This window comes from Rheinheimera sediminis (assembly GCF_004005375.1).
In the GTDB taxonomy this organism is placed as follows: Bacteria; Pseudomonadota; Gammaproteobacteria; order Enterobacterales; family Alteromonadaceae; genus Pararheinheimera.
Window position 1 is genome coordinate 95321 of sequence record NZ_RZUF01000005.1, and the last position, 22276, is coordinate 117596.

The 22276-nt window shown below is 46.6% G+C and carries 21 protein-coding genes; 3 read left to right on the forward strand and 18 right to left on the reverse strand.

Features of this window, described 5'->3' with window-relative positions; all coding sequences use genetic code 11:
• Window positions 1–3: 3 nt before the first annotated feature.
• The 12 genes from EMM73_RS04610 to EMM73_RS04665 form a co-directional block, all read right to left on the reverse strand.
• A complete protein-coding gene (locus EMM73_RS04610; protein WP_127685287.1) occupies window positions 4–558 on the reverse strand; it encodes an HAAS signaling domain-containing protein in 555 nt (184 codons plus the stop codon).
• Between the two features lie 2 nt (window positions 559–560).
• On the reverse strand, window positions 561–947 hold the full coding sequence (locus EMM73_RS04615) for a PadR family transcriptional regulator (protein WP_127685288.1): 387 nt from the start codon (window positions 945–947) through the stop codon (window positions 561–563).
• 323 nt (window positions 948–1270) lie between these two features.
• A complete protein-coding gene (locus EMM73_RS04620; RefSeq protein ID WP_127685289.1) occupies window positions 1271–1702 on the reverse strand; it encodes a DUF6691 family protein in 432 nt (143 codons plus the stop codon).
• Between the two features lie 10 nt (window positions 1703–1712).
• Complete coding sequence (locus EMM73_RS04625) at window positions 1713–2138, reverse strand: YeeE/YedE family protein (RefSeq protein WP_127685290.1); 426 nt, start codon at window positions 2136–2138, stop codon at window positions 1713–1715.
• A gap of 247 nt (window positions 2139–2385) precedes the next feature.
• On the reverse strand, window positions 2386–4215 hold the full coding sequence (gene glmS, locus EMM73_RS04630; protein WP_127685291.1) for a glutamine--fructose-6-phosphate transaminase (isomerizing): 1830 nt from the start codon (window positions 4213–4215) through the stop codon (window positions 2386–2388).
• A gap of 6 nt (window positions 4216–4221) precedes the next feature.
• Window positions 4222–5001, reverse strand: a complete 780-nt coding sequence (locus EMM73_RS04635) for a DeoR/GlpR family DNA-binding transcription regulator (RefSeq protein ID WP_127685292.1) — start codon at window positions 4999–5001, stop codon at window positions 4222–4224.
• A 283-nt stretch (window positions 5002–5284) separates the two neighbouring features.
• The gene (locus EMM73_RS04640) at window positions 5285–6040 is read right to left on the reverse strand and encodes a ZIP family metal transporter (RefSeq protein WP_127685293.1); all 756 of its coding nucleotides are present in this window, start codon (window positions 6038–6040) and stop codon (window positions 5285–5287) included.
• A gap of 388 nt (window positions 6041–6428) precedes the next feature.
• A complete protein-coding gene (locus EMM73_RS04645) occupies window positions 6429–8759 on the reverse strand; it encodes a TonB-dependent hemoglobin/transferrin/lactoferrin family receptor (protein ID WP_127685294.1) in 2331 nt (776 codons plus the stop codon).
• Between the two features lie 210 nt (window positions 8760–8969).
• Window positions 8970–10298 (reverse strand): DUF2271 domain-containing protein, encoded by a 1329-nt coding sequence (locus tag EMM73_RS04650; protein WP_127685295.1) that lies wholly within the window; start codon window positions 10296–10298, stop codon window positions 8970–8972.
• A complete protein-coding gene (locus EMM73_RS04655) occupies window positions 10298–11206 on the reverse strand; it encodes an EF-hand domain-containing protein (protein ID WP_186435128.1) in 909 nt (302 codons plus the stop codon). The genes EMM73_RS04650 and EMM73_RS04655 overlap by 1 nt, the downstream gene beginning before the upstream one ends.
• A gap of 12 nt (window positions 11207–11218) precedes the next feature.
• Window positions 11219–12007: a DUF4198 domain-containing protein gene (locus EMM73_RS04660; protein ID WP_127685297.1), complete on the reverse strand. Its 789-nt coding sequence runs from the start codon at window positions 12005–12007 to the stop codon at window positions 11219–11221.
• 149 nt (window positions 12008–12156) lie between these two features.
• Window positions 12157–12741: a DUF1439 domain-containing protein gene (locus tag EMM73_RS04665; RefSeq protein WP_127685298.1), complete on the reverse strand. Its 585-nt coding sequence runs from the start codon at window positions 12739–12741 to the stop codon at window positions 12157–12159.
• 44 nt (window positions 12742–12785) lie between these two features.
• On the opposite strand from EMM73_RS04665, the gene EMM73_RS04670 reads away from it, so the two are divergent.
• Window positions 12786–13058: a hypothetical protein gene (locus EMM73_RS04670; protein ID WP_127685299.1), complete on the forward strand. Its 273-nt coding sequence runs from the start codon at window positions 12786–12788 to the stop codon at window positions 13056–13058.
• A gap of 82 nt (window positions 13059–13140) precedes the next feature.
• Window positions 13141–13581 (forward strand): hypothetical protein, encoded by a 441-nt coding sequence (locus EMM73_RS04675; protein ID WP_127685300.1) that lies wholly within the window; start codon window positions 13141–13143, stop codon window positions 13579–13581.
• A gap of 62 nt (window positions 13582–13643) precedes the next feature.
• On the opposite strand, the gene glmU is transcribed toward EMM73_RS04675, so the two are convergent.
• The 4 genes from glmU to EMM73_RS04690 all read right to left on the reverse strand — a co-directional run bounded on the left by glmU (window position 13644) and on the right by EMM73_RS04690 (window position 16569).
• Window positions 13644–15011, reverse strand: a complete 1368-nt coding sequence (gene glmU, locus EMM73_RS04680) for a bifunctional UDP-N-acetylglucosamine diphosphorylase/glucosamine-1-phosphate N-acetyltransferase GlmU (RefSeq protein ID WP_127685301.1) — start codon at window positions 15009–15011, stop codon at window positions 13644–13646.
• A gap of 97 nt (window positions 15012–15108) precedes the next feature.
• On the reverse strand, window positions 15109–15243 hold the full coding sequence (locus tag EMM73_RS20290) for a hypothetical protein (protein WP_261373328.1): 135 nt from the start codon (window positions 15241–15243) through the stop codon (window positions 15109–15111).
• 111 nt (window positions 15244–15354) lie between these two features.
• Window positions 15355–16242 (reverse strand): TraB/GumN family protein, encoded by an 888-nt coding sequence (locus EMM73_RS04685; RefSeq protein WP_127685302.1) that lies wholly within the window; start codon window positions 16240–16242, stop codon window positions 15355–15357.
• A gap of 66 nt (window positions 16243–16308) precedes the next feature.
• Window positions 16309–16569 (reverse strand): hypothetical protein, encoded by a 261-nt coding sequence (locus EMM73_RS04690; RefSeq protein ID WP_127685303.1) that lies wholly within the window; start codon window positions 16567–16569, stop codon window positions 16309–16311.
• A gap of 309 nt (window positions 16570–16878) precedes the next feature.
• Here EMM73_RS04690 and EMM73_RS04695 point away from each other — a divergent pair, with 309 nt between their 5' ends.
• Window positions 16879–19032, forward strand: a complete 2154-nt coding sequence (locus tag EMM73_RS04695; RefSeq protein WP_261373329.1) for a winged helix-turn-helix domain-containing protein — start codon at window positions 16879–16881, stop codon at window positions 19030–19032.
• A gap of 129 nt (window positions 19033–19161) precedes the next feature.
• Here the strand turns inward: EMM73_RS04695 and EMM73_RS04700 are convergent, their stop codons facing one another.
• Entirely contained in the window at window positions 19162–21570 is a 2409-nt protein-coding gene (locus EMM73_RS04700) for an ABC transporter permease (protein WP_127685304.1), read from the reverse strand.
• Complete coding sequence (locus EMM73_RS04705) at window positions 21567–22265, reverse strand: ABC transporter ATP-binding protein (RefSeq protein WP_127685305.1); 699 nt, start codon at window positions 22263–22265, stop codon at window positions 21567–21569. The genes EMM73_RS04700 and EMM73_RS04705 overlap by 4 nt, the downstream gene beginning before the upstream one ends.
• Window positions 22266–22276 lie beyond the last annotated feature (11 nt).

Here is a 22276-nt window from a genome sequence, read left to right on the forward strand (position 1 = left end):
TGCTTATCTCTGATGTTTTAACTGTCTGAGTACTTGTCTTGTTAAGAGGCTCACAAGTAATGCAGCGACAACAGCTACAGGCGTTAACCAAGCTCCAAGTAATTCCTGTTCAGCCGGATAAGGCTTAGCCAAGAAACCAATAGCCATACTGTTGCCATTGCCAGCAGACCAAACCCCTACCGAATCCGGCATAAACACCTCAGCTCCGGCAACAAAAATCAGCGCAACAGCAATGCTGAAACCAAATACGGCCATGGCGTAGAACAAAGTCGCGGTCACTCCCTGTTTTACTTTTTGAATGGCTTTAAAACCAGCAGGAGGTGGCGCGCCATCCGTGATATGAGCGACATAGGCAAAGGCCAACTGACGAGGCTCACCAAAACCCCGCAAAATTGTGCTGGCATCCTCAACCTGGTCTGAACTTTGTTGCTGCTCCAGCGCATCAAAAATATGACTTTCAATTTCCTTTAGGACTTCCTGCGCTTGTGCCTTCTCCAATCTGGCCAGGTAACGCTCCAGCTCTTTCAGGTACTTATAAATGAGATCTCGTTGTTCCATTGTTATTCTCCTTGAACAGGTAAAATGGCAGGGCCCGGATGAGCCAATAAGAATTCAATATCAAGCACGGACTGACGCCATAAAGTAACCAAGTCAGCCAGTTTATGGTGGCCAGTGGCGGTCAGACTGTAGTACTTACGTGGTCTGGTATCGCCGTCCTGCACCCACTGTGCATCCACAATGCCTTCACGTTTCAGCCTGTCTAACAGCGGATATAAAGTGCCTTCGGTAATGGCGGCACTTTTGAAACTTTGCAGCAGCTTTAACAGCTCCAGACCATACAAAGTACGGTGTTGCAGGGCAGCTAAAATCACCAGCTCCAGCGTGCCTTTACGCAACTGTACTTCCCACTTTTCCTGAATTTTTTCTTCTTTCTCTTCTGTTGTCATAAAGTAACCATGCGATAAAGCATACCTTGCAATACATAGTAATATGTATAACAGATCATATTAGAGGTTAGCAAGCGGAAATTTTGAACACTTTTGAGAGGATATATGCTGCAGATCACTATACGAATGAAGCCGCACTAATGCGGCTTCATTTCTTTATACTCAAGACACTTGAAGGTTCGGCGAGGCGACAAGCCAGTGAGACCCCAGGAGCATAGTAAACCTATGTGAGTGGGGCGAGAGGGCGTAGTCAACAAAGCAGCAACTTCAAGGACGACGGGTATAGGTGTATTGCGACAGAGCTATAAGGTGAAACTGACTGTTTAACTCAGTCTGGCCTGTACGACATCTGCCAACCGAAAACCAATCAACATAAAAACGACAAAAATTAGCCCCTCTATAGCTCCTGAACCTGCCAATACCAGAGCAGGGCCAGGGCACAGACCCACTAAGCCCCAGCCTAAACCAAATAAGGTGCTGCCGATCAGCAAAGGTCGGGTAATAGCAGTCGCATCAGGCCAGTTGAACTTAGTTTGTAACAGACTTTGCGGCATTTTTTTGCTGATGGTAAAAGCGATAAAAGTCACTACTATGCCGCCAACCATCACCAACGCCAAAGACGGATCCCATAAGCCTGCGATATCTAAAAACCCCAGCACTTTGGCAGGATTTGCCATGCCAGCCATGAGTAAACCCAAACCAAACAGCAGACCGCAGATAAAAGCGCTCGCGGATATAAACCAGTTTTTTCGCATAGATTTTTCCTTAGACGACATGCCGCACAACAAAAACTGTGCCCATAGCCACTGTCATAAAAGTCACAGTAGCAACCAAAGAACGTCCTGACAGACGGGATAAACCACAGACGCCGTGACCGCTGGTACAGCCAGAGCCTAAACGAGCACCAAAGCCAACCAACAAACCCGCCAAAGCTAATAGCTGGTAATTAGACGTGACCACCACTTCAGGCAAGGGAGCCAGCATTAACCAAATCCAGGAAGACGATACCAGGCCCAAAACAAAAGCCAGCCGCCACTGTCGCTCAGCGCCAACAGAAGTCAAAGCTCCGGCCGCAATACCGCTAATTCCGGCAATACGACCATTTAGCAACCAAAGCAGAGCGGTCGCAAAGCCAATAATCAGTCCACCTGATAAAGCCGACTGCGGTGTAAAATGCGTCCAATCAATCATAAGTCCCCTCTCGTGCTACTAGTGGTCTCAATAAATAGTGGTCGCAACAAAAGACCTGCTCATTTTACAACCAAACCCCAAACTTATAGATATAAGCATATACCACTTTGATATATTAGTGAACACTAAATAAATAAGTTAAAAGCTGCGAAAAAAGCCGGCTTTGTATTGAGTCATATACATTTTATTTTCTAGCCAATAAAAAAGCCCGAACAAGCCGGGCCTTAAAACAAATGAAAAACTTCCTTTACTCTACAGTCACCGACTTGGCCAAGTTACGTGGCTGGTCTACGTCTGTGCCTTTGATAATGGCAACGTAGTAGCTTAATAACTGCAGCGGGATAGTGTAGATGATTGGTGCAATAAGCGGGTGCACGTGTGGCACGCTGATCACACGCTGCGTCGCGTCTGATTTAAAGTGCGCATCCACATCAGCGAAGATGTACATAATACCGCCACGGGCGCGCACTTCTTCCACGTTTGACTGCAGCTTTTCCAGCAGTTCGTTGTTTGGCGCTACCACAATAATTGGCATATCGGCGTCTATCAGCGCTAACGGGCCGTGTTTCAGCTCGCCTGCGGCATAAGCTTCAGCGTGAATGTAAGAAATTTCTTTCAGTTTCAGCGCGCCTTCCATAGCGATAGGGTACTGATCGCCACGGCCTAAGAACAAAGAGTGGTGCTTGTCAGCGAACTCTGTCGCCAAAGCTTCGATTTTTGGCGCCAGCGTTAAGGTTTCTTCCAGTTTGGCTGGCAGAGTTTTTAAGGCCTGTACCATGTCCTGTTGCTGCTCAACCGTTAAACCATTGTATTTACCAATAGCCAAAGTCAGCATAGACAAACCAACCAGCTGAGTGGTGAAGGCTTTAGTGGAAGCCACACCAATTTCAGCACCAGCACGGGTCATAAAAGCCAGATCAGATTCACGTACCAGCGAAGAACCCGCTACGTTACAAATAGTTAAGCTGCCGATATAACCTGCTTCTTTGGCTAAACGTAAGGCTGCTAAGGTATCTGCAGTTTCACCTGACTGGGAAATGCTGACCAACAGGCTGCCAGGCTGGACAAAAGATTTGCGGTAACGGAATTCAGAGGCAATTTCGACGTTACAGGAAATGCCAGCTAAAGATTCCAGCCAGTAACGGGCCACCATACCTGAGTGATACGAAGTACCGCAGGCGACGATTTGCACATGACGTACTTTTTTGAACAATTCAGCAGCGCCGTTACCAAAGGTTTCATCCAATACTGAATCAGAACCTAAACGACCTTCCAGCGTGTTATTAATGGCGTGTGGCTGTTCGTAGATTTCTTTCAGCATAAAGTGGCGATACTGACCTTTATCACCGGCATCATAGCTGGCGGTGGATTCAGTGATAGTGCGCTCTACTTGTTTGCCGTTTTTGTCGAACACAGTGACGCCAAAGCGGGTAATTTCGGCCACATCGCCTTCTTCTAAAAACATAAAACGACGAGTCACTGGCAACAGCGCTAACTGATCCGAAGCGATAAAGTTTTCGCCGATACCAAAGCCAATCACCAATGGGCTGCCTGAACGGGCGACAACTAAATGGCTTGGGTCGTTTTGGTCCATCAATACAGTGCCGTACGCGCCGTTAAATTGTTTTACCGCAGTTTGTACTGCAGCTAACAAAGAACCCGCAGTTTTCATTTCTTCAGCCACTAAGTGCGCTATGACTTCGGTGTCAGTGTCTGAATTAAACACATAACCTTTGGCTTTTAACATTTCACGCAGCGGGCCGTGGTTTTCGATAATGCCGTTGTGCACTACAGAGATATTGCCTGAAACGTGTGGGTGAGCGTTACGCTCTGAAGGTTCGCCATGCGTAGCCCAGCGGGTGTGCGCAATACCAGTGCCGCCAACAACAGGGGTTAATTTTACCGCGTCAGACAGTTCTTTTACTTTACCTAAGCGGCGGATACGTTGTAATTCGCCTGTTGGGCTTATCACAGCCACACCAGCTGAGTCATAACCGCGGTATTCCAGACGGCGTAAGCCTTCTACCAGAATGTCTACTACGTCACGTTGCGCTACAGCACCTACTATTCCACACATAAAGTCTTACTCCACTGAGCCAAGGGGGGCGCAAATCACCTTCACGCCTTGTTGTTCTATTTGTTGTTTTGCGCTGGCGGGTAACTTGTCGTCTGTTACCAGTATTTTAATAGACGACCAGGGCAATTCTAAGTTATGGATTTTCCGACCTATTTTGTCGGATTCCACCATCACCACCACTTCACGCGCCACCTCGGCCATGACACGGCTTAAGTTGGTCAGCTCATTAAAAGTAGTAGTACCACGCTGCAGATCAATGCCATCGGCACCAATAAACAGCTGATCAAAATCGTATGCACGTAACACCTGCTCCGCCAGCTGGCCCTGAAAAGCCTCAGACTGCGGATCCCAACTGCCACCTGTCATCAACAGCGTAGGCTCGTTTTCAAGTTCACGTAAGGCATTGGCAATAGACAAGGAGTTGGTCATCACCACTAAACCTTGTTTATGTGACAATTCAGGCAATAAAGCGGCCGTGGTGCTGCCGCTGTCGAGAATAATGCGGTTGTGGTCGCGAATCAGCTCTGCCGCTGCTTTCGCCAGAATTTGCTTTCGTTCCGAAACCTTTTCGACCGCAGCTTCCTGGATTAATTCTTGTGGTACCTGCACAGCACCACCGTAGCGCCGCAATAGTAGACCATTGTCTTCCAGCGCAGATAAGTCTTTACGAATAGTCACTTCAGAGGTTTCAAAATGATGAGCCAACTGATCCACACTGACTTCGCCCTGCTGGTTGAGCAGGTCAAGAATAGCGCGGCGACGTTGTTGGGTGTTTCGTTTGTTCATCTGCAAACCACTTAAGTTTCGTTTCGAAAGGCATTTTACAGAAACGAAAGGTAAGTGCAAGAGTGAAAGTTAAATTCAACTATTGTGGGTTAGATTTTTGGTGAAGAAGGTATCGGGGCATATTAAATAAAAAATGCAGGGGCGGTTCTTGTACCCGCACGTCTAATGATACCGCGGTGCAGATGGACGGGCCGGGACAAGCCACGGCCCCTACAACCCGCCCGGTTAATGATACCGAGGTGCGCATGGCAAGGCAGGAGCAAGCCTGCGCCCCTATTACAACTTAATGGTGATGTGAGGCTTCAGGACCGAGAAGCAACAGCATTAATAGCACTCCAAAACCCATCATCAAGCTATGTAACCAAAATGGTTGATCGACATTTTTACGTAATAGTGGCATTAAGTCTGCACTGGCTAAATAAATAAAAGCGCCAGCAGTAATAGCCAATAAGATATTTAAATTAGGGGTTAACCAATGACTAATGGTTAAAGTGGCCACAGCACCTAAAACACAAGCGCTGGCCGATAGCAGGTTATACAACAGAGCTTTTTTGCGGTTAAAACCAGCGTGCAGCAATACAGCGACATCAGCAATTTCCTGTGGAATTTCGTGGATCAGAATAGCCACAGTGGTCGTCACCCCCAATAAAGGGTCGACCAAAAAACTGCCTGCTATCAATACACCATCAATAAAATTATGAACTCCATCAGCCACCAGATTCACTTTACCGTAACTGGCTGTGCTTATTGCCTGATCAGGGAGTTGCGGATGACCATGTTGCAGCGCACGCTCCAGAAAATAAAAACCTAATAAACCAGCTAACACCCAGCCAAAGAGTTCGCGCGGTGAGTCCTGATGGTGCAGGGCATCAGGCAACAAATGCAAAAAGGCATTCGATAGCAATACACCTACGGCCAGGCTTAAAATCAGTGGTAAAAAACGTTGGAGTTTGCTTTGCGGCAGCAGAAATAACACGGCCCCGGACAGGGATACCAGCATCACCAAAAAGGCAGCCAGCAGGATAAACAAAGTTAACATATACAATCCTGTCCTATGGGTAATAACAGCAGATAAAGATGATCAGGGCCAGGCAGCCAAAGCCAAGCTAAAAACCTGTGACATTATAACGTTTTTTCCCCGATATAATCTTTGTTTTTTAAAGAAAAAATCGTCAGGAACGATTTTTAACAATGCCAAGCATTGGCCCGAAGGGCGAAGCCGGAAATAGCATTGCCAACAGTTTGGCAATGTCCGGATGAGCGCCAGTGGCTCAGTCCACTGGCCGGAATGCGCCACGGATGGCTGCGAATAAAAAAACCACCTGTCTTCCCAGCAGGTGGTTGAGCATCTCTCAAAAGACCAGGGTAATGTAGGGGCGCGGTTTATCCGCGCCCGTCTGGAGCTTTCATCCAATATCAGCAAAGATTTAGAAACTATAACTGACACTCAACTTGGCATAACGGCCTGGTTCGCTATACCTCTGGATACCATCGGCACTAATATTGTTCCGTGTGCTGGCGGCATAACGAATACGCTCCCAGCGGTAGTATTCTTTATCCAGCAGGTTATAAACACCAAGATTCAGTAACCAGTTGTCGCCAAACTCCATAGTGCTGACGACATCCACTACCGTGGCACTATTTGGTAGGTAGGTGACTAATTGGGTTTGAGTGCCGTCTTCTTCAGTTTCATACGCATCTTTGGCTTTGACTTCAGAGCTGTAGCTTAAATTAGTCGCAAGACTCCACCAGTCGGTGGCGCGGTAGCTAACACCAGCAACCAGTTTGTCTGGGCTTATAGTGATCAGCGGGTCGCCATTTTCTTTTTCACCTTCATGATGGCTATAAGAGAACTGAGCACTCCAGTTTTGATTAAAGCGCCAGGCGCCTTGCAGCTCGACTCCTGCCACATCTACATCACCGACGTTTTCGTTGATGGTATAAGGGTTGCCTTGAGTGACAGTACAGCCGAAGCTGGTGCAGCTTTCATACACTGTGTCTGGGTTTTGTACTTTGGTGACATTTTCAATCATATCGCGGTAGTTATCTTTAAACACCGCCACTTTGATCCTGCTATTGTTACCTTGCCACTGATAAGCCAGTTCCAGATTAGTACTGTACTCAGCTTCTAAATTGGGGTTAGATAAAGAACCATATAAACCTGTCACTACTTTACCAGTGGCTTGTTCAGTGCGGCTGACGGATGAGGTCTGGAAATACATTTCTTCTGTACTTGGTGCACGGAAGCCACGGCCTAACTGCAGCGCTACACTTTGCTGATCTGTCAGCTGATAGTGACCCACTATCTGACCTGTCACTGCGCTGAAGCTACTGTCCTGCACTGTGCCTGTCGCATCGGTAAAACCAGTATTTAACTGAGGTTTGTATGACAGATGATCGTAACGCAGGCCACTAGTTAAGCTAAAAGCACTGTTATTAAATTTAATACTGTCGCGTACATACAGGTGCCATAAGTCAGCATCAGTCTCTGGTACAAAATCCGGATCTATATCTTGCCGGGCAATTTCCATAGTTTGGCCAACGTAGCTAGTATCAATGGCAGAGAAATCAACCGACTTTTGCTCCAAAGCACCGCCGTACACCAGTTGATGGCTGCTACCCTGAGTTTGCAGTTCTTTATCCAAGGCAAAAGCCCACTTCAGCAAGTCCTGCTGGTAATCCCGGTCTTCACTGCGGTAACAAGGGCCGGTAGTACATAAACGGGCTACACTGGCAGGGGCAAGCATCAGGGTGAAAGCGTCATTGTTGGTTTTCTGATAATCCAGGCTGGTTGCCAACCCATCAAAAAGTGGATGACCGGCTAACCAATTGTATTTCAGACCAATACGGCTGCGTTCCTGCTGGTCGTCACTGGTACGGGTCAGGTAACTGCGGCTTAACCAGGATAAGTTGTTGGTATCTATATCTGCTTTAAATAACTCAGCGGTCAGGCCAATATCCTGAGCCTCTGTCAGTTGGTACTTTAATTTGGTCAGTATATTGTGGCTGTTATTGTCCTGAGGATCTGCAACAGGGCGGCCAGAGCCTGTAATGGCCTGGCGTTCGGCTGAGTCGGCATAGTTTTCCATTTCGTGACCTTCACGCTTGGTCAGCACGGCCAAAGCTTCCAGTTTACCACTACGGTTTGCCACAGTCACAGTGCCCTGAGTTTCATCATTGGCGCCACTGTAAGCCGCTTTTAACCGGACAAAAGTGTCGTTGCCTTCTGGTTCTAAGTAGTCTGCTGCATCTTTAGTGACGAAAAGCACGGCGCCACCTAAAGAGCCACTGCCTGCAGCTATGGCATCAGCACCTTTGACGATTTCAATTTGTTTTACCGCATCCGGGTCTATACCACCACGGCCGGCCGCAAAGAAATCATAAAAGGCATAAGTGGGCGGGTTTAAGGTTTCACCGACTGACAAACCGTCGACCGTAATTGCGACCTGATTGCCTTCCAGGCCACGGATGTTAAAGCCAGCAGAACCAAAACGGCCCTGGTCAGTTAAGCTGACGCCCGGGATATAACGCACCATGTCTTCTAAACGCTGTACCTGCTGCTGTTCCAGCTGCTTGGCTTTGAGCACTGTGCTATTGGCTGTGGTCGATTTTTTATCTTCAAGTGCTGTAGCTGTAACTGTCACAGCATCCAGTTGCGACAAATCTTTTGCGGCCTCTTCTGCTGCAACTTCTGCCAACAGGGAAGTGGAAAATAAGCTGCTAATAGCAACAGCAATTACAGTTTTAGAACAGGGCATGGCGCTCTCCTTGACGAGCTAAACAGTTGTGGTAAGTCCACAGGATGGCGTCATGCTAGATCAAATGAGAACTATTCTCAACAATAAAAATGAAATTATTTTTATATTTTTCAACAGCTTAAAATTAAAAATACAAAAAGCTCCCTACTCAAAGAATAGGGAGAACAACAGGAGTTGGCAGGCAACTCGACAGGAATAGCGACTACAAACTTAGCCGTCTTTACTGTGCAATTGCAGGCGCACCACGCCCAGTTCAGCTGCACCTTGCCGCTGCACAGGCTGCAGATCGGCTTGCCAGTTCAAAGGCAGAGTTAAATGTTCATGACCACCATGTTCACGCGCCACTTCCAGATGCAATTGATACTGGCCCCAGGGCACCACAGCACCTTGTTGATCACGGCCATCCCACTGCAACTGGTAAGTACCGGGCTTTTGGGTAGCACCAGCGATCTGATCTATTTGTTCAGGGTTTTTCCGACCCAACCTACGCCACCAGTGATTCAGCTCCTGATACCAGCGACTTTGCTGGCCGACCAAACTAAGCTGGCGCACAGGTTTTTTCTGCTGATCGGTCAGCCAAACCGAAACATAAGGTCTTTTGTAATTACCATCAGTGAATTTGGGTAACTGATAGCTAATCTCTAGCCTCTGGTGCTGGCTTTGGTTTTTATCCGCCAGATAGCCATACCAGGAATTGGACGCATACCAGTTGGCTGAATCAGTTCTAATTAAAGCTGCGGCTTGCTGTTGTTCAGTAAGCTGCAGGCCTTGCTTCAGATCGAGCACCGCCAAACTTTGCGCCAGTAAATAGGCTGTGACAGCATCTTTAGCCAGCACAGTGGCTGTTGGGCTGTATTCGACAGGCCAGCCTTCTGCCGGGTTCAGCAGCGGGCTAAAAGTCCGGTACGATACTTTGTAGCCCTGCTGTGTTTTGGCGGTTTCGGTCTGAGCTAAAGCAATCGAACTTAGCTGCAGTTGCTGTAACAACGGTTGTTCAGTGCCCAGACTCAGCTTTGTGCTGAGCGCATCAGACCATAACACCCGGCTGACACCAGATTGTAAATCTATCTGCTTTAACGCTGGGAACCAGCTTTTTAGCAGTGTAGTAACATCGTCCAGCAAGCGGGCATTGGCTAAGCCGTCTAGCTGCCATACTTGCGTATTGTAATTAGCAGCTGAAACAGCTTGCTGTTCTATGGCTCTGGTTTGACGGCGTAGCTCCACTCTGTCTGGTAATACCTGGTTTTTTACCGCTTGTTGCCATTGCTGGGCTATAGCGCCCAGCCGGCAGCTATAGCTATGCTGGCTTAGTGTGCGCCATTCTTCGCAGAGCTGAATTAACTCGTGCTGTTTTGGTTGAGCAGCGGCTAACCAGTGCTGAAACTGGGGTAGTCTGGCCTGCCAGTCCTTTTGGCTGACGCCTTCCAGTTGCAGTTTCAGCTGCTTCCCTGCAACATCCTGTTGGAAGCTGACAGGGGTTGCCAGCACCATCAAAGGAACCAAGGTTAATAGCGTCAAAGGCCAGACAAAACTCTTCATTACTCAGCCGTACCTTTGGTTTGTTCGTTGTTAATAACAGGCAAAGCTTCAGCCATAGTCACTTGCTGGTTTAGATCTGTATCCCAGCGTTTGAACATACGCTCACCTGAAGCATTAAACTCGGCACTGCTGACTTGCTGATTATTGTCTTTGTCCAAAGCTTTAAAGCGCACTGCAGCCTGCTTTAACTGGGCGGTTCGGGTTTTCGCGATTTGGCGATCCAGACGGTCTACAAACTCGCTCAGGTATTCATCGCTGCTCAGCTCGTCGTTTTTGTCCAGATCGGTACGGGCGAAAGCGGCATCACGTTGTTGCTGGTATTCAACTTTGTCGACTTGACCGTCGCCATTCTGGTCATACATAGCCAGCATACCGTCCACACTGTGTGTCGTTGGCATCACTAAGGCCGGGCGGGCTCGTACTCTTTGGTTGGCGTCGGGTTTACGCTCGCGCTCTGGCAGCGGATCGGCTTTGCTGATTACCCCATCTTTATTGGTGTCGATGTAGGCAAAAGCTTTATCACCTGAGGCATTGTATTCGTCCTGCCCTATGGCTTTGCTTTTGTTGGTATCAAGCGCTTCAATCCGCACCAGCGTTTGTTTAATTTGGCCTGTGCGTTCGGTCTCGAGTTTTTTATCCAAGCGACCGGCGTATTCATTAACGTATTCGTCCACTGACACCTGACCATCCTGATTTTCATCCATGGCGCCGTAACGTTGCTGCCGTACCTGCTCAAATTCGGCCTGACTGACAGTGCCGTCTTTATTCAAATCATAATCCTGAATAAAACTGGCTTTGCCCTGAGCTGTAGGCTGATGAGCCGGTTTTTTTGGCGCTTTTTCATCAGCAGCTAAATAACAGCTGCTGATGGCTAAAAATAAAGTGAGGGCTGTGCTTCTTCGTTGCATCATCTACTCCTGTTATTCAGTCACTTCAACTACAGCGCTATAGCTGTAACTGTAGGTTGGGGCTTTGGCACCTGCTGGTGCATCGGTACGAAAACGGGTCAGCAGCAAATAGGTACCGGCTTTATCCAATTCAAAATTCAGCTGACCTTCTTTGTCCGTCATCAGTTCTTTGGAAGCTTTGGTTTCAGCTTCTGGCGAGTCGGCTGGATACACCTGCACTTTTTGTTCAGCCAAAGCTTTGCCGTTATAAAGCACAGTGGCTTTGATCGGGCTTTGGATATACAAATCGTTTGGATGACTTTGGAATACCAGCTCCAGCCCTTGATTGCTTGGTTTTAATGCAGTTTGACTTGGCGCACCTTTGCTGACATAAGTTTCAGACAAGGTCACCGACTGGAAATGCGCCGTTAATTTCGCACCAGCAGGAATTTGTTCCTTTGGATCTCTGCTATTGTGGGTTTTGCCGTCTTGTTGCCAGCTACGAAATACAGCACCAAAACGTTGGCCTGTGCTGAATTTATAAGTGCCGTCTTGCTCCAACTGATGAGCCACCGCAGTGCGGGTTTTACCTACAAACAGCTCTTTTGGGGTAACAGCTTTGCCATCGGGTTGCAGCACTTGAAATTCGCTTTGATCAAAGGCTACTTCGGGTACAAAAAACTTCTCAGCAAAAGCAGCGTCCAGCGTGACCCAGCCAGCCAAAGGCTCAAAGCTGGCTGGTGCCAGATAGGGTGTGTGTGCTGTCGCAGTAAAAGCCAACAACAAAGGGGCTGAACAAAGCAGGGGTTTTAGTTTAAACATAGGGCGCTCCAGTTAATGAGAATAGATCTCATTTAATTCATAGGCGCCACTCTAAATCAAATGAGAATCATTTGCAACTGGATCGGTTTATCTTTACGCTGAACAGGCTAAAAGGCCCTCCAATTGGGGCCTTGCTGGTAAAGCAGTGGTTACTGAGCAGAGTAGTTAGGCTTTAACAGCAGCTCGCCCGGTTGCAACACTAAAGTTAAAGGCATGCCACATAAGACTTTTTCTGTCACTTTGCTGCAATCGAGCTTATAAATCGGCTGGCGGTTCAGTACTTCGCTCAGTATGGCTTTGGCTTCGTTGCTTAATGGGGCAAGTTTGAGCTGAGAACTGCCACTACCAACACTGGAATCCAAAATGTTTAAATTTTTCAGATAAATGGCGTTTTTTTCATCGTCAAAATAGGGTAAAGCCGATAAGTGTAATTTCAGATCCGTATGCAAGGGTTTAAATAAGGCGTCCACCTCAGCCCCAAGCGCCAGTTTTAATTCGATCTGCTGCTTATTGTCCGGAGCCAAATGCAACTCCAGTTGCTGGACTGTTAAGGTCAAAGGCAAACCCAGCATTTTACCTTTGCCTTGTTGTTGCTCTAACTGTTCCAAGATTACAGTCTGCAATTCCTGTTGTTTCAGACTGAACATATCGATGCGATTTAATTGGGTACAGGAGGCTAAGAGCAGCAGCGCAAGCGTCAAAATCTTTTGTTTTTTCAAGGTGATGTTATCCATTTTATGCAGCTTTGGCGCGAACTCTAGCAAGTTCGGCTGAACCTATGCTGATTTTTTTTCGTATAGCTTCCAACTATTGTCGTCACAAGTCCGACTTAGTATCAGAACATCAGGGAAACGGCAGGCACAGCATGAAAACACCAGAACAAATCAAGTTACCAGGTCTACGGCAACTTACTACGGCATTTATCGTGCTGGTGCTGGTTCTATTGGTTTTTGATTCGGTATTGCAGTGGCTAAGTTTCAATTTACATCAGCAGCCTCTGGTCGCTCCGTATTTATTGTTCCCCATCCGCTGGCTGGAGATTTTATTTTAAATTTTTGTTAAATAGTTGGATTAACTTGATTTTCCTGTGTATTTTTATCCGGCTGAGTGTAACAGAAAACAGGAAGTAATGGATGACATTTAAACAAATATTGGCAGATAAAAAGGCAAAGCGCTGGGCTTTTTTAAGTTGGAGTGGAAGTGCTCTGCTGTTGCTAAGTATGTTTTACGTTGAGCTGGGTCAACTCTGGTTTACTCCTTTTGTGTATTCGATTCTGCTTGCTGTACTGCCTTTTAGCAACAACAACAAAAATCACCAGCTGTTTCCAGAATTTTTTGACGACCCGTTCAGCCAATTGCGGCTGGAAGGCGAAATGCTTCACGTGAAACAACATCAGGTGGAAGCTGTAAATGTCAAAAAAGTTGCCATTGATAAACTGGATGACACCAAAGCTTTTATAGATTTTCCCTACACTATGTATGGTAAGTTGAAATTCAGTTTTCCGCTGGAGCAGCTACCGGCAGTGAAAGCTTTTTTTCATCAGCGCTGCCCTCAAATTGAAATTATCAGCTAAAAAGTAAAATGCCCAAAACGCAAAACCCGCCAGAAAGACGGGTTTTTGTTTTGCTCAACAGCTCATTTTTTGCTAATTTTCAGAGGTCTTTTCCAACCACTAATATGACGCTGTTTAGAACGAGCAACGACCAGCTCATCGGCAGCGACACTGGCTGTAACTACAGAACCTGCACCAACAGTAGAGTTTTGTCCTAAAGTGACAGGAGCCACTAAAGAGCTGTTGGAGCCGACAAAAACACCGTCTTCAATAGTGGTAACAAACTTGTTGGCGCCATCGTAGTTACAGGTAATAGTGCCAGCGCCCACGTTTACTTTGCTGCCAATTACTGCATCACCTAAATAGGTTAAATGGTTGGCCTTAGAACCCACACCTAAAGTAGTTTTTTTCAGTTCAACAAAGTTACCTACATGGCTGTCGTCGGCTAATACTGAATCCGGACGGATACGCGCATAAGGACCGACAGAGCAGCCAACTCCAACAGTGGATTTTTCAATCATACTGTTGGCTTTCACTTCAGTGTTATCTCCTATCACTGCATCTTTTATCACGCAGTTAGGGCCAATAATAACGCCATTGCCCAGCACCACTTTGCCTTCAAAAATCACGTTGATGTCGATCATTACGTCGTTGCCGACTGTGACGTCACCCCGTATATCAATACGGGCAGGATCACGCAGGTTAGCGCCGTTTAACATCAGCTCTTCTGCTTTACGCGCCTGATATGCCCGTTCCAACTGTGCCAGTTGCACACGGTTATTGGCGCCTTCAGTTTCAATGGCAGTGGCAGGATGAGCCGTTGTAATGTCCACGCCTTCTTTATGCGCCATAGCGATAATATCGGTCAGGTAAAATTCGCCCTGAGCATTGTTGTTCTGTAACTGGCTTAACCACTTTTTCAGTTGTTTGCCAGGTACAGCCATAATACCGCTGTTTACTTCAGTAATTTTCAGCTGTTCGGCGTTGGCATCTTTTTGCTCGACAATACCCACCACTTTACCGTTTTCACGCACCATACGGCCATAACCTGTAGGGTTTGCCAGATGCACAGTCAGCACAGCTAAACCATCGGCAGATTTCGCGGCCAGCAGTTGCTCTAAAGTTTCTTTACGGGTTAAAGGCACATCACCGTACAGCACCAGCACAGTGTCGTTATCTGCGATATGAGGCACAGCCTGCTGCACCGCATGGCCAGTACCTAATTGTTCGGCTTGTAATACCCAGTGTAAATCCTGTTCACCTAAAGCAGATTTCAGCTGGTCTGCGCCATAGCCATAGACCAGGTTAACAGACTCTGCGCCCAATGAACGGGCCGTGTCGATCACATGCTGCACCATAGAGCGTTCAGCCACCTTGTGCAGTACTTTAGGTAAAGCAGATTTCATCCGCGTGCCTTTACCGGCCGCTAGGATCACAACATTTAAAGCCATAAAAAAATCCATGTAATTTCGATGCGGTTATTCTAATAGATAATGCAGCAGATTACAGGAGCAGGGTGAAATTTAGCTGAACGACAGGGCTGACTGTCTAAGCAAAAAACATCAGGCTGTGTAATAAGCCTAAATTCGCAACCATCCAGACAGTCAACCATATACCACTGATAATAAACATGTTTTTGTATTCTTGCACTGACTTAGTGCGGCATAGCAACACATTACTCATAGACACCAACCTATCAATCCAGTGCAGAGAATCATAACCCCCACTCACGTCTAATGCGGCTCATGGGGGATACTAACTGCTAAAATTTTGCTAACTCTGCCCCAAAAAAACCTACAAGCTGAGCTGCTCCAACTTGTAACCAGCCTGCTGCAATAATGTCAATACACTGTGCTCACCCGCCAAATGGCCACCTCCAACCAGCACCAACTCTTTACTGCTGTTGCCAAACATCTGTTCAATCTGTGGCAACCAGTTTTGATTACGCTGAACAAATAAAGCCTGATATAGCTTTGGATCCAACTGCCGGGCGGGTTCAACTGCAAGAGTGTTCAATTCAGCCATATCTCCGGCTCGCCAGGCGTCGATCATTGCGGAGAAATACTGCTTAAAGTCGCTAAACTGTTCCAGATTCATTTTCATAAAGGCATCTTCATACCCTTCGCCCATATTCGCCAACAAATTAATCTGACTCTCTACGGTCTCAAGATACAGTATTGATTTACCGTCAGTTTGTGCCAGCTTATCAAAGTAACTATCAACCCCTTCACCCGCCATCTGTGCTTTCATCATTTCCAGCGCCAACATCTGAATCATAATAAAGCTGGGTTTATAACCATCAAGTTGCTGTAGCTGCACACCGTAAGGTGCGAAGTAGTCACTCACCTGCTTGTAGACTTCAGGCGACAACACTTTAGATAAGCTTCTGCTATCGCTGTAAGACATAGCCTTTAACATCACAGTTTGAAATTCGGTATCTGTGGGTTCTGGTATTTTAGTCTCTAACACCAGAGTGTCGGAGTCTGCATAAGCTTTGCCAAATTCCGCCGGCAATGGAAAAGCTGACTCAGGTAACAGGTGCACTGTGCCGCCAAGATACAGATAATCATTACCTTTACTCACCTTCCAGACGGAAGTTTCAGCCAGAGCTGAGGGCGATGCCAAAGCTGACGTCAGTACAAATGCGCTTAAACTTGTTTTAAATAACCTTGTTAGTTTCATAGTAATAGTCCTGAAAGTGTATGTTGAACTTATACAGGCCGATTGACAGCCTTTTGGTTTTTGGTATTAACGCAACGAGGGCTGAATCGACTCAACTGAATGACTCAAGGCCATGTTTACTTGATGCTTAATGTTGTGATTCAATTGAGCTCTAAGGTCCTGAACAACTGACTCACTTATTGTATTGAACCGAACCATAGCTTCAGGTTGAGGTTGAGGTTGAACCACCTCAGTTGTCTGCTCTGAGCCCTGAGCCAGTGCCGCAGCGCTGATGAATAATGTAGCCATGATAAAGACACGTATGCTTGCTTGTTTGATTTTTTTCATCTTGTTAGCCCTTCTATTGCTTCAGTAAGTGACATTTTGTCTGCTGACAACACCGGACTTACTGCCTGTCCGTCAGGTTGTTGAGCTCAATCTAGCCAACAAATCTAAGAAAGTCTCTTATCTGGATCTAAGCAATTTATTGGTAAGAAAAAACAACGTAAGCAATTGTTTTTAATTAACTTAATAAAACCTTATGAAAATCTTATGGCGAAATAATAAGGTTTTTCAGGACCCCGCTTATTTCACTTGAATCAGAAGTTGCATCTGTTAAAGTTACATCTGGTTAAAAAATGGAAGAATAATTAACAGATGGATAAGATGCAGCTGGGACCATGGACTTTTACACCAGACGATTACAGCATTCATGACAAGGCTCAACGGATAGAGCTGGAACCTCTGTTATCTAAACTACTGCATTATTTTACTGAACATCCCGGCAAAATAATCTCCCGCCAACAGCTTGTCGACGCTATATGGCAGCAAAGTTATGTGGATGACAACGCGATCAACCGCGCCATATCAGAACTTCGAAAAGCGTTGCAACATCCTGAAGTACCGCAGTCACTGATTAAAACTCACCATCGCAAAGGGTATAGCCTGCAGTTACCGCATCAAACAAACATCAACATTGAACAAGTCACTAACGATGGAAGCATTGTCTTAGATCAAGCCACACCATATAGACGACGCTTCCCGCTTTGGTTTATTGCACTAACCACTTTGCTACTAGCCACAACAGCAGTCATTTTTTATTTTTTTAACCCAAAGCCAGCTTTACCCCTTGAGAGTTCAAAGCAGGATGACAAACCCCGGCTAGTCGAAATGGAACTTGTCACCAGACAAAAAGTGACCTGGTTTAAAGGCATTGAATCGCGGCCTTTGTTGTCCCCGGATAAACAACTACTAGCCTACAGCCACTCACAACCGGATGGCACTTTGCGAGTCGTAGTACGTAAGTTGGGTATAGGCACAGGCAGCGCTTTGCAAGAAGTTGTGATTGAAGGGAACAACAATCTGTATAACATTCAAAACTGGCAACCATTAAGCCGCAATTTGTTAATTCAGGTCATAGGCAAAGATGGCCAGGATTGTAAATACCAGAATTATGATTTCAGCAAGTACCCGCAGTATCAGGTCACCACATTAACCTCTTGCTCAGGCCTTAACTTTGGCACAGCACAACAAAGTGCAGATGGACAATGGCTGTATTACAGTAAAAGCAATGGCGGCTTGTATTCCAGCAATGCCCTGCTGGCTGAAAATCTGGCTAGTGGCACAGTACAAACCTTGCTAGCGGCTCCCTCAGCTGGTCTTGGCGTTACTATAGTGGCTTTGTCTGCGGATGGCAGCAAACTGGCCTATATTCTGATGCCAGAATCCAATAAACCCGATATCTACATCTATGAGCCCAGCACCAGAGAACATACCAGAGTAGCGAGCTTACCCTTTCCTTTGATTCTATTAGGTTTAGATTGGAGCATTGATCAGGCTAGTCTCATTTTACCTGGTGGCGATGGCATATTGCAGCTGAATATAACAGATAAAAGTAAGAGCCTGATTAAGCTTCCTGAGGGCGTAACTCTGGGAGAGTTGACTATGCTCGCAGAAGATCAAGCTTATATATCTGGCTTTACCGCAGGCAACGCCACCCAAAATTCTATGCAACTGATTAAAATAGAGCGGCCTTTTGATGCTACAGAGCGGAAAATCACCTTGCTTGATGATGTTGCAGGAAGTGCTGCAGATCTGGCTGTCTCACCAGTAGATAGCAGCAGCTATGCATTCTCCGCCAATTGGACAGGTAGCTGGCAGCTATGGCTGCATAAAAAGGGGCAGAATGTGCAACTGACAGAGTTTGCTCCGGACGATCAGCGTCTTGGCGGTATCAACTGGTCGGGTGATGGTCGCTATATTGCTTTCCATAAACAAGGTAACTTGCATTTATATGACAACCAGCGCCAGCAATTAATCAACAAACTGGAAAGTAATGACGTTGGCCAGGCGGTATGGCTGCCTGATAACAGCGGTCTGGTACTGACCAGACTCCAAGACAACAGCCAGAATCTGTGGCAATTGGATTTAATCAGCAACGAGTTAACGCAATTGACCTTTTCTGCAGGCACTTTTGCGCAGTTCGATGCTCACGGACAATTGCATTATCACCGTGACGGCAAGTTGATACGTTATATTGATGGTGGAAAAAGTGACATAGAACTCAAAACATCAAGTGATGCAAACCTGGTAGCTCTTTGGTTATTACAGGGACAGCAACACTATCGTTTCGGCATGTTGGGGCATCTTGAGCGACATAATATTGTCACAGGTGAAACACAATTGAGCCAACTGCCTTATCAATTATTAGGCATACATCTGGATCCACATAATCCAGACCAGCTCTATGCAACAGTATTTGTCACGCCAGAGCTGGCGCTGGAATTTATTCAGTGGAAACACAAGCCCTGATACTTATTCTTAAATGGCTGTATCTTTTGGATCTAGCCACACAGCCTGAGTTTTTAGGGTCTGATTGTGATTGTTGTGTCCTTTAATGATACCGCGTGACATGCCAGTGTAAAAGCTCTGCATGCGGTATTACTCATTACGCAAAGCTTTGATCGGATCGCCCAACAACACCCTCCGTAATGGCACAAAGCTACACAACAGAGTGGCAATGGCCAACAGCAACAACACCGCAAAAACCAGCCTCCAATCGGCTTGATACATCAGCTCAGGCTGAATCCGGCTTATTCCTGTTACAAAATAAAAGCAAGAAAACCCCAGTAGCAGCGCCCCCGCCAGCGGTTGGACTAGCTTTAGCAAGTTATCACGCAGCAACTGATGGATACTGGCCCCCATTGCCATCTCTACACCCAACTGATAGCGACGAGCCTGCACCAGATAGCTGACAATACCAGCCACTCCAGCCAGCACAGTGAGTAAACTCATCAGTGCCAAGGTGGCCGATAACGCAGCAGCCAAACGGTGGGCCAGTGAAAAATGGGCAAATGCGGCATTTAACGTGGTCAACTGCTGCAAATCCAGCCTTGGGTCTTGCTGTCTCAACAGCTCCAGCACGGCGGCATCAGTCAGTACAGCTCCAGAGCTTAGTTTCAGCAAATAACTGTATTCACGACGACCAGTGTTTTCAACCGGGTAAAACACTTCATCAACTTCAAAATCGGGGGCTCCAGGAAAGTTAGTATTGGCAACCACACCTATAATCTGCCGCTGAATGCTGCTGTCACTCAAAGCTATGCTTTGCCCCAAAGCGGGTTTTCCGTTCAACCGGGCAATGCGATCAGCCAAGCGCTGGTTTACGATCACAGGATGATGCTCCAACCCGACCTGCTCAGCGCTAAAGTCCTGCCCCGAAAGCTCTAATCCATACAATTGAAAGTACCCTGGCAACACACCAATTTGTCGTGCTGCAGAGATCACCTCTCCTTGTGTATTACTGATCCTGTCCTGATTGCGTACCCTTGGTACCCTTGGTTCAGAAACAGGCGTCACTTGTTGCACTTGTGGTAAGGCCGCCAGACTTTGTAATAATGCTCGATGGTAATTTTGTTGCTGCTCACTATTGTCTACATCGGCATAATTCACCGTTAAAGACCAAAGATCAGTGGAATTCAATCCGGTTGGACGACTAGCTTCAGACCAGGCCGCTGCAAATACGTGTACAGTTGCCAACAATACCAACAGAGATAATAACAACTGCACACCAATTAGACTGTGAGCTGTTCCCTGACGCAGCTGTTTCCCTGCGCCTTTACCACTGCTTTGCAAACTTGCCATTAGCTGCATCTCCCGCACTCCGCTGAGCTCAATCCAGCTAAACAGCAATGCAATACCCAACAACACTAAGGCGGTAAGACATAATATAAAACCATCTATCCGCAGCACGCTAAGCCGCGGTAGTTGCTCTGCAGCAACCTCGATAATCACGCCAAAACTCAGCGATGTTAGCAACAATGCAAAGATGCCTGCGCTGGCTAACAAAGTCGCATTATGGCGAAACACCTGATAAAACATTTGTTTTTTACTAGCGCCAAAGGCATAGCAGACTGCCAGTGGCTGCAACCGCTTTACGGCTCTGGCCAATTGCATACTACATAAATTAACCAAAGCAATCAGAGTGAGTAGTGATACACCGGCCAACAGCATCAATACCAGACGACCAGAATCGCCCTGAATTTGCTGACGTAACGGCACTGCTTTGCCGTTATAATCAAACATATGCTGTAAATCCGGATGGCGTTCGGCCGACGCCTGCTTCATTAGTTTCGAGACTTCATTACTAGCTTGTTGCTGGGTCACACCTGTTTTTAAGCGGCCTAAAGCGGAAAAGTTTGCGTTGTAGCCGTCAATGCCACGAATATTAACTGTCTCATCCATATCCAAAGGTAGCCAGATCGCTTGATGAGCTTGATGAAAGCCAGGTAATTCCAACTCCTGCTTAAGTACACCTATTACCGTAAATTGGCGCTGATTGAGCTGAATACTCTGGCCGACAATATCACTGCGACCTTGATAATACTGTCGCCATACCGCCTGACTTAGTATCGCCGAGGGTTGCTTATTACCCACCTGTTCCTGCTCATTAAATAGCCGGCCTAAGAATGGGTCAACTCCCATAACTTCAAAAATATTATGGGCACCCAAAAGCACCTGTACCTCGGGCCGCTGCGGTAAATCTACCAGTTGGTACTCTGTTTGAAGGCCAAAATATACGGCCATCTGTTCCAGCAACTGGCTTTTTTGCTGCAAATCAAACAATCCCTGAATATGAGTTTGTTGATGCAAGGCTCCCTGATAATTCAACTCGCCACCTATATAATAAAGTTCAGTATCTTTTTTATAAGGTAGGGGCGCAAAGAAGGTGATGTTAACCAGACTCAACACACTAAAGAGTAAAGTTAGAGTGAACACCAGGCTCAATACCACAGTGATATAGTATTGCCGGGCATGGTAAATAGTGCGCCAGATCATTTGCCAATTCATGCAACCTGCTCCAGCTGTTCTGCCGAAACTACCTGGCCATCCAATAAATGAATTTGCCTGTGTGCCATAGTGGCATAACGCGGATCATGGGTGACCAGACAAATGGTGGTTCCCTGAGCATGCAATTCGGCCAGCAAAGCCATCACCGCATCGCCATTTTTTGAGTCAAGGTTACCGGTTGGCTCGTCGACCAGCATAATACCCGAATCAGCGGCAAGAGCCCGAGCTATGGACACCCTCTGCTGTTGTCCGCCAGACAATTGATTGGGGAAAAGAGCAGCTTTATCAGATAAGCCAACTTTTTCCAGACACTGTAGCGCCCTTGCCTGACGCTGTTTGAGGCTATCCCCCCGATATTTGAGCGGCAAGGCGACATTATCCAGCACAGTGTATTCGTCTATCAGGTTAAAAGCCTGAAATACAAAACCAATGCGGCGACTACGCATCTGTGCCCGCTGCTCGGCATTCATATCAGAGACCAGTAAACCGTCGATATAATATTCACCGCTATCTGCGGTATCAAGTAAACCTAAAATATTCAATAAGGTCGATTTGCCACAACCCGAAGGACCACAAATAGCGACATATTCGCCTTCATGCACACTAAAACTAACACCGTTAAGCACTGTTTGCTGCTGCTGACCAGATTGAAAGCTTTTTTTAAGGTGTTTGACTTTAAGTACATCTGTTTTCATCATTGCAATCC